General features: G+C 60.5%; 6 protein-coding genes and 1 pseudogene. 3 read left to right on the plus strand and 4 right to left on the minus strand.

Annotated features, from left to right (window positions below; genetic code table 11):
- Positions 1-80 precede the first annotated feature (80 nt).
- Positions 81-659, plus strand: a pseudogene (locus QZ271_RS13010) (transposase); the annotation flags it as partial.
- A gap of 291 nt (positions 660-950) precedes the next feature.
- On the opposite strand, the gene QZ271_RS13015 reads toward QZ271_RS13010, so the two are convergent.
- The 4 genes from QZ271_RS13015 to QZ271_RS13030 all read right to left on the minus strand — a co-directional run bounded on the left by QZ271_RS13015 (position 951) and on the right by QZ271_RS13030 (position 5,692).
- Entirely contained in the window at positions 951-1,634 is a 684-nt protein-coding gene (locus QZ271_RS13015) for a hypothetical protein (protein WP_291432162.1), read from the minus strand.
- 149 nt (positions 1,635-1,783) lie between these two features.
- Positions 1,784-4,822: a DUF4157 domain-containing protein gene (locus QZ271_RS13020; RefSeq protein ID WP_291432164.1), complete on the minus strand. Its 3,039-nt coding sequence runs from the start codon at positions 4,820-4,822 to the stop codon at positions 1,784-1,786.
- A 75-nt stretch (positions 4,823-4,897) separates the two neighbouring features.
- Positions 4,898-5,077 (minus strand): hypothetical protein, encoded by a 180-nt coding sequence (locus QZ271_RS13025; RefSeq protein WP_291432166.1) that lies wholly within the window; start codon positions 5,075-5,077, stop codon positions 4,898-4,900.
- 204 nt (positions 5,078-5,281) lie between these two features.
- Complete coding sequence (locus QZ271_RS13030; protein WP_291432168.1) at positions 5,282-5,692, minus strand: transposase family protein; 411 nt, start codon at positions 5,690-5,692, stop codon at positions 5,282-5,284.
- 266 nt (positions 5,693-5,958) lie between these two features.
- Between QZ271_RS13030 and QZ271_RS13035 the strand changes: the two genes are divergently transcribed.
- Together QZ271_RS13035 and QZ271_RS13040 are read left to right on the plus strand one after the other, a co-directional pair.
- The gene (locus QZ271_RS13035; RefSeq protein ID WP_291432170.1) at positions 5,959-7,641 is read left to right on the plus strand and encodes a DNA repair helicase XPB; all 1,683 of its coding nucleotides are present in this window, start codon (positions 5,959-5,961) and stop codon (positions 7,639-7,641) included.
- A gap of 54 nt (positions 7,642-7,695) precedes the next feature.
- A partial coding sequence (locus QZ271_RS13040; RefSeq protein WP_291432172.1) for a hypothetical protein occupies positions 7,696-8,042 on the plus strand: 347 nt, incomplete at its 3' end.

An 8,042-nucleotide genomic window follows, 5' to 3' on the forward strand; every position in this document is an offset into this window, starting at 1 on the left:
GATTTGCAGTAAATATTATGCTCATACAAAACGGGAACAAGCGTTTTTTGCCGTGTTTATCGTGCTGAGCAGTTACTGCCTTTCTCAAGTGGAAAGGCATCAGGCGCTGCATCCGAATCCGGGAAGACACCGCTGTAGACGACGATGAATGTGTTCGTGACTGCTTCACTTCCCTTCAACCAGGCCAGGTTCAGACCCTCTTTGAACGGGCATGGGTGTATGGCAGTTGGATGCATGTCGTTGCCACGCTCTCCCCAAAGGGAGAGCGCATCGTCGTTGCTTCCGATTTATCCGTCTGGGACACATTTTCAACCTACCGACGGCGGTGGGGTATTGAAACGACGTTCTCGGCGATGAAGTCCAGGGGACTGAACCTGGAGCAAACCCATATGACGGCTCCAGAGCGTATCGGCAAGCTGTTCGGGCTCCTTTGCAGCGCTCTGGCTTGGATGATGCGAGTCGGGGAAGAAGTGGAGGCAGAGCAGCCGACTCGCCTGAAAAAGCATGGTCGTCCTGCTCAGAGCAGGACGAGACGGGGGTACGAAGTGCTCAGCCGTGCCGTGCGTTGGGCCTCGGAGTCGTTCCAGACGCTCTTGGAGCTGTTAAATACGCCTTTTTCCGCGCCAGGAGCGGATAAAACTCAACCTGTCAGGTACTGAGCGTGCTGTCCTTCTGGATGCCTCAGTCTTGCCTAAATAGCCTCCTTCATTGCTCTATTCTACTAGATTAGTAACTGATCAGCACGATAAACACGGCAAAAAACGCGTGTTTCCGTTTTATATGAGCATAATATTTACTGTAAATTTGCCTTGGACGAATCAATTCGCCCATATCGGCAATTTCAGGCATTTGAAAGCAGCTTCTTAGCAATTTATAGGGCTGAATTCAGATTCTGAGCAATTTACCCTGCTGAGCAGTTACCCTTATTCCGCGCCAGGAGCGGATAAAACTCAGCCTGTCCGGTACTGAGAGCCGAAAGGATGGGTTGAAAATTTCAGACCACTGATCTCTCTCTCTTCAAGTGCGACCTTCGCCGATGCTGAGACTAAGGTGAAGACTGGGGAAGCCTTTAGACGGAAAATTGGAGGTAAGCCTTCTTCTGGAATATTCAGTACCACATTCTGAAGTCCAGTGACCATCCCTGCGGGCGGATAACGATTTGAGTAGACGGACGTCTCAACGTCAAGGATGTCCAGGTGAGGAAACCAGATCAGGACGAACTGGTCGGTGATTTGGCCCAGTCGGTAATTTGGGTCATCTCCGCTGCCAACCACGTCATCCTCAATCTGTGTTTGAAATACCCGGCCATCAAATGGCCCTAATGATTTCAAGGCATCAAGAAATTTCTTGGAATAAAGCGGATAGGCCCTCTCGGAGATAGGCGCATCTGTCTTTAAGATTGTAGGGAAAAAGCCACTAAACTGAACGGGTTCCTCCAACTCAAAAGGGTCATCACCCGTCAGCCAATCCACCAAGTCTAAGGTGGCTGTCTCTGGGCCGTTCACCGTTGTAAATATAGAAGTGACCTCTTTGGGGTAGACCAGTTCAATTTCATTGCCACCAAGATCGGGATTCAGGCGATCATAGTCATAGTTTAGAAAGTAGAAGGCTGGGTCTGCGGTTTTGCTGTTCATGTTTGAGAGTTTCCTGTTTCGGTACGGAGAGGTGTGACCTGGGAAATGACTTTCGTGCCTGTTTCTGGGTCAATGCGCGTGGGCGCTTTCCCGTCTTCAATCATTTTTCGGAGGTAATTCTCAATGTCCTTGATGCCTAACTCGAAGGCCTACCGCGCTCCCGGTTCAGTGAGATCAGTGCCGAAGTTCTTACGCATTAGCCGATACAATTCATCGAGTCTCTGCTGAACAATGACGTCGTACTCCATGTGGCTTCCAAAATGGCCGATGATCTCCACGCCGTTGTCCAGACCTTCTTGGGTGGCCTTGGTGCGGGCGACTACCGTTCCTGGCATCTCAATCAGGTTGTCTATATGGTCAAGGTCATAGAAGCGTTTCTCCTGTGCCCACTGCATCAGAGGGTGACTGCGAACCTTGTTGTCTGGAATCAGATGGTGAAGCTGATACCCTTCTAACTTCTCCCGACCCATCGCCAGCTTGAAATTCTTGTTCATCTTCGTGGGATCGCTGATCCGGTCACTGACACTGGGATCAGCCACCCGCACTTTTCCTTTCTCGTCAATGGTCAGGGCGGCGAACTTGTCATCATCAGCATTGGTGCGAACGATTTGACGTCGTGTACCCTGCGTCCGGTAGAAGTACCCCTCCGGTAGGGTCGCTGGTGGGTCTTTGCCGATGAGCTTCTTCACCTTGGGCCAGTTGGCAGCATTCTGGGCAAGCTGCTCTGCTTTAGAGAGTGCGGCTGTTCCAGCGCCACCCACCTTGGGTTTCGCCATCCTTAGCACTTGGCCCAAAGTCAATTCCTGCTGCGGGGCGCTCATGGGGATTCCGCCCGCCATTGCAAATTCTGGCCCCAGTTTGACCTGCGGGATTTTCACCTTGTCCAGCAGCGCCATGGCTTTCTTCCCAGCTTCGCCAATCCACTTGAATTTGCTGCTCAGGAAGGCCAGGACCTTCCCGGCTTTGGCGGCCTTGAGGACGATCCCTGCAATGGGAATAAAGGTGACGATGATTTCCGTGGCGACGTACCCGATCACCTGCCCCCGATACCCCCAGGCTTTTAGGGGGTTTTTGTTGTCCCAGCCTGCTTTGAAATCACCCACCAGCATGTTCGCTATCTCTTTAAGTCCGCCCCCGACCAGGAAGGCGTAAATCTCCTGAACTTTGTTCAGGAGTTGTCCTTGTAGTGCCGTTTGAATCACGTTGTAGATGGATGTAACCACCGTGACGGGTAGCTTGACCATCTCGACCAGACCCACCAGCGCGTCCCAGAGGCTCTTGAGTAATCCCACTTGCAGTCCAGTCAGGAAAAGGCCACCGAAAAGGGCTTTCTCCCCAGCTGCTCCAAAGGTCCCTTTGGTGGTGTCGAGCACTTGCTTACTGAAGCTGCCACTGGGCGCTTTGATCTTCTTGGCGGCAGCGGGACTGGGTAGCCAGAAGGGCACGCCGGAGATGAGCTGGACGCCGTTGGCGTCCCGCCCCTCGGTCATGGCCGTGATGACGCGCTCATAGCCCGCTTCCAGGAATCCCTTGTACTTGGGGTCCTTAACCATGAACGCCGCAGGTTGGTTGACCGCCCGCAGGACGTTCGTGAAGTACCGGGCGTCCTGACCAAACTCGGTGGCTCCGTACTCGCGGCCCACCACGGCGAAGATGCCTTCTTTGTCCTTAGGAACGTAGAAGCGCAGGCCCGCGTCCTGAGCAATGTGTGAGGGCGGGACTTTCAGGTGGCTTGCGGCCACCCAGCCCTGCACGCCGGAGGAAGTGCGAACTGCGTAGGCTTTATGGTTCGGCTCGTAGCGCAGGAGTTGCAGGCGGGTTTTGTTGGGAACCTTGACCAACACCTTGCCGTTTCCACCGAGCGTTTCCCGGATGAAGACCCCACCGTCCTTGGTCTGCCAGACGAACCCAAAAGGAGCCTGAGGTGCTTGTCCTGCCGTGAGAGTTTTCAGGAAGGCAGGTTCTTCTTTGACGGCCTGGCGTTGCAAGGCTCCACTGACACGCGCCGTTTGAGCGGCCACCGTGCGGACCCCGCGCCCCGGTGCTTGCGTGCGCGCCGCACGGGCCAGCACCCGTCCCATCTGGCGGGCTTCTAGCTCCAGTCCTGCGTCGCCGTCAATGCCTTTGGGAACATTCCCCCTACTTTGCTGAACGGTGTGCGTGACTTCGTGACCCAGGAGTTCCAGGCCAGTTTGAGTATTTGGTTCGTATTTGCCTGCCTGGAAGAAGATATCCGTGCCAGTGGTGAACGCGATGGCATTCACACTCTTGGCGAGCCTGTCCGCTTCGGCGTCGTCATGGATGCGAACGCCGCTCAGATCGTGGTTTAAGCCTTGCTCAAGATGGCCCAGCACATCGGCGGGCAGGGGACTGCCTGCCCCTTTGCGGGCCTGAATGCGTTGCATCACCGGAATGCTGGCCTGTTCATCCAATTCCGCGAGCTGACGCTGCAAGCTGTGGAGTTCTAAGGCTCCGGCGTCCTGCGTTTGCAGTTCCGCTTCGCGTTGCAGCGCCGCATCTACGGCGCGTTGCAGGGTGGGGCGTTCACTTGCTGGAACGCTTCGCATGAATACCTGCCCAACGACCTCACTCAGCGGGTGTCTTTGAAGAGCGACCACATGCTGGGCATATTCCGCATGGCGCCGTAACGGGGGTTGACGGTCCCTGAGGTAGTTTCGCGTGAGGGTCTGGGCAATCTGCCTTTGCAGAGCCGTGAACTGACCTGATTCGCGTGCGCCCATCCATTTGCCGTCCGCCTGTTCAGCTTGTTGGCGCATGACTGTGACCCAGTCGGTGTTGGTTTGGGGGTTGCGAATGACGGATGTAGGAGCGGTGCGATCCTGCTCACGTTGAATGGCGGCCTGCACGGCTTCTGGAGTGTAGGTCTGCTTTAAGGCCGCCACCTGGCGTTGCAACGCTGGGCGTGCGCCTTCGACCTGTTGCACCGCCTGACTGAAAAGGCTCAAGGCACTCAGGGCAGGCCGGGCCACCGAGCGTTTGACACTGACATCCCGACTTGTGAAGGTGAAAAGGTCATGTGCCGCCCGCCATTCTTTCTGTCGCTGGAGGGCGGCTTGGTGCTCGGCAGCTTGTTCCGCCCACTGGGCCGGGTTGAGGGCCAGTTTGGGAGTGAGCGCCGCAGGCGTGGACTGAGCAGAAGATTTGTTTTTCTTCTTGACATACTCCATGACGTGTTCTCCAGGTCAGATCAGCATATCAGGTCGGTCTTTGGGCGTGGTGTAGATCAAGAGTTTCCCACCCTTTTATCTTGACGCGAGTTCAGGGATCAGGAGTTGAAGAGCGAGCAACGGATCAATGGTCAGGCGGCGCACCAGCGCCGTGATCTGACGGGTCTGTCCGCTGAGCAGCGCAACAATCACGCCATCGAGCATCGCCCGTCCCTGTGCTCCTTTGCGCAACCGACACGGGTCCTCGTGCAGCACGGCCTCCCGGCAATGGTGGCTTCGATTCTCTATCCACCAGCATCCGCTCGAATTGACTCGGAAATGCACCGAATCAATCGGAATCCGTATAACGTCATGAGCCACCCGGCCCCGAAGCGGGTCGTGAGGGTGGGAAGCAGCTACTGCATCACCTTGGCTTCATGACGCCCTGCTTCATCGACTTGCGCGACGGTCAGCGCCAGTTCATGGAAGAAGACCGACAGGAACGAGAGGGCCGGGTCGGCCCTCTCGGGCGCTCCCTTTCAGGACTTTGCCGTCACCGGCGAGGATGACCAGGCGGTCATGCGCCGTGGGATGTTGAGCCTTCACCCAGTCCAGCAGGGCGCCTTGCAGTTCAGGAAGATGCTGGTCCAGCGACCAGAAGAAGCGGTAGATCATGGCCTGCCGGGGGAGGCAGTCGAGGCCGAGGTGCTGTGCCAGCACCTCGCGGTGTCCGGCGAGCCACTGGGTGAGGGCGAGGATGTTGGGTGGTCCGGCGAGAAAGCCAGTGAGAATGACGGTCCAGAGGGCGTCCCATGGGTAATGGACGCGGGTAGGGTCACGCCAGTCTGGAATCTGGGTTAGAAATGGGAGCGGGCTGATGGGTGGTCTCACAACTCCCAGTCAGCCCGTTTTGTTGGACCCGAGTCAAGATAAAAGCCTGTCAGAACTTCGCCTACCCAGCCCAGCACCACGCTCAATAAGGCAGCATTACGCTCCGCAGAAAAACGGACGTGACGGCGGCACGGCGGGCGGTCACGCGGACCGGCCGCGCCGGGAGGGCAATGAGGGCAGTTAGGGTAGGGATGGGCGGGGCATCGCGGCCCACCGTACGCGCAGTTCACTTTGCCCCTGACGCGCGCCGCTATGCTGCCGTGCATATGCCGACTGATCCCATGAACCCGCTGATCGTTCAGGCGGACCGCAGCGTCTTCCTGGAGGCGTTCAACCCGCGTGCGGACGAGGCCCGCGCGGCCATCGCGCCGTTCGCGGAACTGGTCAGCAGCCCCGAGCACCTGCACACGTACCGGGTCACGCCGCTGTCCCTGTGGAACGCCGCGAGTACCGGCATGACCGCCGACGCCATGCTGGGCGCGCTGGAAGGGCACGCGAAATTCCCGTTGCCGGGGAACGTCGTGACCGACATCCGCGAACTGGTGGGCCGTTGGGGCCGCCTGACCCTGGACCGCTTCGACGAGGCGCTGATCCTGTCCGCCGCGCCGGGTGACGGGCCGCTGCTGAGCGAACTGGCCCGCCACAAGGCCGTGGGGCCGCTGCTGCGTGAACGCATGAGCGACGTGGTGTACACCGTGGATGCCGGGGCGCGCGGGGAACTCAAACGCGCCCTGATGGACGCCGGGTGGCCCGTGGACGACCGCGCCGGGTACACCCAGGGGGCGGCGTTCCCCGTGACCCTCGCGGCAGACCTGACGGTACGCGACTACCAGCGTGAAGCGGCGCAGGCGTTCTATCAGGGGGGCAGTGACACGGGCGGGTCCGGCGTGGTCGTCCTGGCGCCCGGGGCGGGCAAGACGGTGGTGGGCATGGTCGCCATGAGCCTGGTGGGGCAGCGGACGCTGGTGCTCACCCCCAACCGCACCAGCGTGAACCAGTGGCAACGCGAACTGCTCGCCAAGACGGACCTTCGCCCGGATGACGTGCAGGAGTACGCGCCGGGCCGCCCCGCCGGGCGGGAACTGGCGCCCGTGACGCTGTGCACGTACCAGATGCTCACCCACCGCCGCCCCGGAGCGCCTGCCGGGGAGGAGTATGCGCACATGAGCCTGATCGGCGCGGCCGAGTGGGGGCTGATCATCTACGACGAGGTGCACCTGCTGCCCGCCCCGGTGTTCCGTCTGACGGCCGGCGTGCAGGCCCGCCGTCGCCTGGGCCTGACCGCCACCCTGGTCCGCGAGGACGGCCGCGAGGGCGACGTGTTCGCCCTGATCGGCCCGAAACGCTACGACCAGCCCTGGAAGACCCTTGAGGCGCAGGGCTGGATCGCGGCCGCCACCTGCGCCGAGGTGCGGCTGCGTCTCCCGGCGGACGAGCGGCCCGCGTACGCCGCCGCGCCTGACCGGCAAAAGCACCGGCTGGCCGCCGCGAACCCCGCCAAGCGCGCCGCGCTGCGCGCCGTCCTGTCCCGCCACCCGGACGCGCCGACCCTGGTGATCGGCGCGTACCTGGACCAGCTGGAACTGATGGCCGCCGACCTGGAGGCGCCACTGATCACCGGGAAGACCCCGCAGCGCGAGCGCGAGCAGCTGTTCCAGGCGTTCCGTGAAGGGAGGCTGCGGGTGCTGCTGCTCTCCAAGGTCGGGAATTTTGCGCTGGACCTCCCGGACGCCGAGGTGCTCGTGCAGGTGTCCGGCGCGTTCGGCTCCCGGCAGGAGGAAGCGCAGCGGCTCGGGCGGCTGCTGCGCCCCAAGGCCGACGGACGCGCGGCGCACTTCTATTCGCTGGTCACACGCGAAACCGTCGAGGAGGACTACGCGCATCACCGGCAGCTGTTCCTCGCGGAGCAGGGCTACACGTACGACATCATCGACGAGAGCGAGCTCTGAGCGCTTGGCGTGCATTGACACGGCGCCGCCGCGTGCGCAGGATACAGGTACCCTATGACCGATCAGACTCCCAAACGACGCGGACGGCCCCCCAGGGCACGCCCTGAAGAGCCGCCCACAGCAGCCCCCACGACCGGCCCCCTGGCCCCGGATGTGGGCACCACGGGGGCCCCGGAGTTACCGGAACCTAGCTTCGTTCCCGAGCGCCTGACCGCACATGTGGGCCTGAGCCTGCTGGAAGTGCAGGACCCGGCAGACCTGGACGCCCTGCTGAGCGACCCGCGCCTGAGCGCACACGTGATCGAGCGGCTTTCGCCGACGTTCGCGCTGCTGCGCCCCGGCACGGACGCCGCCGCGCTGGACGCCCTGCGCCGCGCCGGACACACGCCCCGCGTGAACGG

Origin of the sequence: Deinococcus sp., assembly GCF_018260555.1 — a bacterium.
GTDB lineage: Bacteria > Deinococcota > Deinococci > Deinococcales > Deinococcaceae > Deinococcus.